Here is a 1,516-nt window from a genome sequence, read left to right as displayed (position 1 = left end):
GGCGGTCGCCCCGTCCGGCACGTGGGTGCCGGGCAGCCGGACCACGGCGAGGTCGAGGAGCTCCCCGAACGCCGCGACCGCCTCGGCTATCGGGGACGTCCCGAAGATCGCGAGGATCGGCGCCGGCAGTTGCGGTTCCAGGAAGATCTCCATGGCGCCTCCGGATTGGCAGGGATTGACCGCGACGGTCGCGCCGGGCGCCTCGGGAAAGACGCCCGCGTCCCCCGGCAGCACCCGCAGCAGCACACTCTCACCGGTATCGAGCGCCTCGCGAGCGGCGACGCGCACGGAATTCTCGGTGCACTGCCCACCGACGAAGCCCTCGATGGTGCCGTCGCCGAGCACGAGCGCGCAGTCCCCGGATCTCGCGGACGTCGGCTTCTGTGCCCGCACCACGGTGGCGCGGACGAACGGCCGGCGGTCGGCGGAAAGCTGCGCGGCCCGCGCGGTGAGGTCCATGGTTCTCTTCACCCTCCCGTCAGATCGGTGGTGTCGCCCGGCCCTGCATCGCCTCCCACACCCGCGACGGCGTCAGCGGCATGTCGGCGTGCCGCACCCCGAACGGTTTCAGTGCGTCGACGACGGCGTTGACGACGGCAGGCGGGGACCCGACGGTCGCGGACTCGCCGATACCCTTCGCGCCGATCGGGTGGTGCGGCGACGGGGTGACGGTGAATCCGGTCTCGAGGTGCGGCACCTCGAGCGCAGTCGGGATCAGGTAGTCCATGAAGGAACCGCTGAGACACGTTCCGTTCTCGTCGAATTCGATCATCTCCATCAGCGCCATCCCGATGCCGTCGACGATGCCGCCGTGCACCTGGCCCTCGATGATCATCGGGTTGATGCGGGTGCCGCAGTCGTCGACGGCGAGGAACCGCCGCACCTTCACCTGGGCGGTACCCGGGTCGATGTCGACGACGCAGAAGTACGCGCCGTACGGGTAGGTGAGATTCTCGGGGTTGTAACAGATCTGGGCTTCGAGCCCGCCCTCGATCCCCTCCGGCAGGTCGCCGGCGCCGTACGAGCGCATGGCGATGTCCTGGATCGTGACGGCCGCGTCGGGGTCGCCCGCGACGTGGAAGCGTCCCTTCTCCCATTCCAGGTCGGCGACGGACACCTCGAGCATCCCGGAGGCGATGATCTTCGCCTTGTCGCGGACCTTGCGGGCGACCAGCGCGGCCGCGGCGCCCGAGACCGGGGTCGAGCGGCTGCCGTAGGTGCCGAGCCCGAACGGGGTGTTGTCGGTGTCGCCGTGCACGACGTCGATGTCCTGGGGTGGAATGCCCAGTTCCTCCGCGACGATCTGCGCGAACGTCGTCTCGTGGCCCTGCCCCTGCGACTGCACCGACAGCCGGACCACGGCCTTGCCGGTCGGGTGCACCCGCAGCTCGCAGCCATCGGCCATGCCCAGGCCGAGGATGTCCATGTCCTTGCGCGGCCCGGCGCCGACGGCCTCGGTGAAGAACGACATGCCGATGCCCATGAGCTCGCCGCGCTCGCGCCGCTCCGCCTGTTC

The 1,516-nt window shown here is 70.3% G+C and carries 2 protein-coding genes; both read right to left on the bottom strand.

Going from position 1 to position 1,516, the window contains the following annotated elements; all coding sequences use genetic code 11:
• On the bottom strand, positions 1–459 hold a 459-nt coding region (locus I0Q12_RS34160), incomplete at its 3' end, for an XdhC family protein (protein WP_231611597.1).
• 19 nt (positions 460–478) lie between these two features.
• Positions 479–1,516, bottom strand: a 1,038-nt coding sequence (locus tag I0Q12_RS34155; RefSeq protein ID WP_231611596.1) for a molybdopterin cofactor-binding domain-containing protein, incomplete at its 5' end; no start/stop codon positions are given.

The organism is Rhodococcus sp. CX, from assembly GCF_015865005.1.
GTDB lineage: Bacteria > Actinomycetota > Actinomycetes > Mycobacteriales > Mycobacteriaceae > Rhodococcus.
Note: the sequence above shows the minus strand (reverse complement) of the source record. Positions and strands in the feature narration are given on the sequence as shown.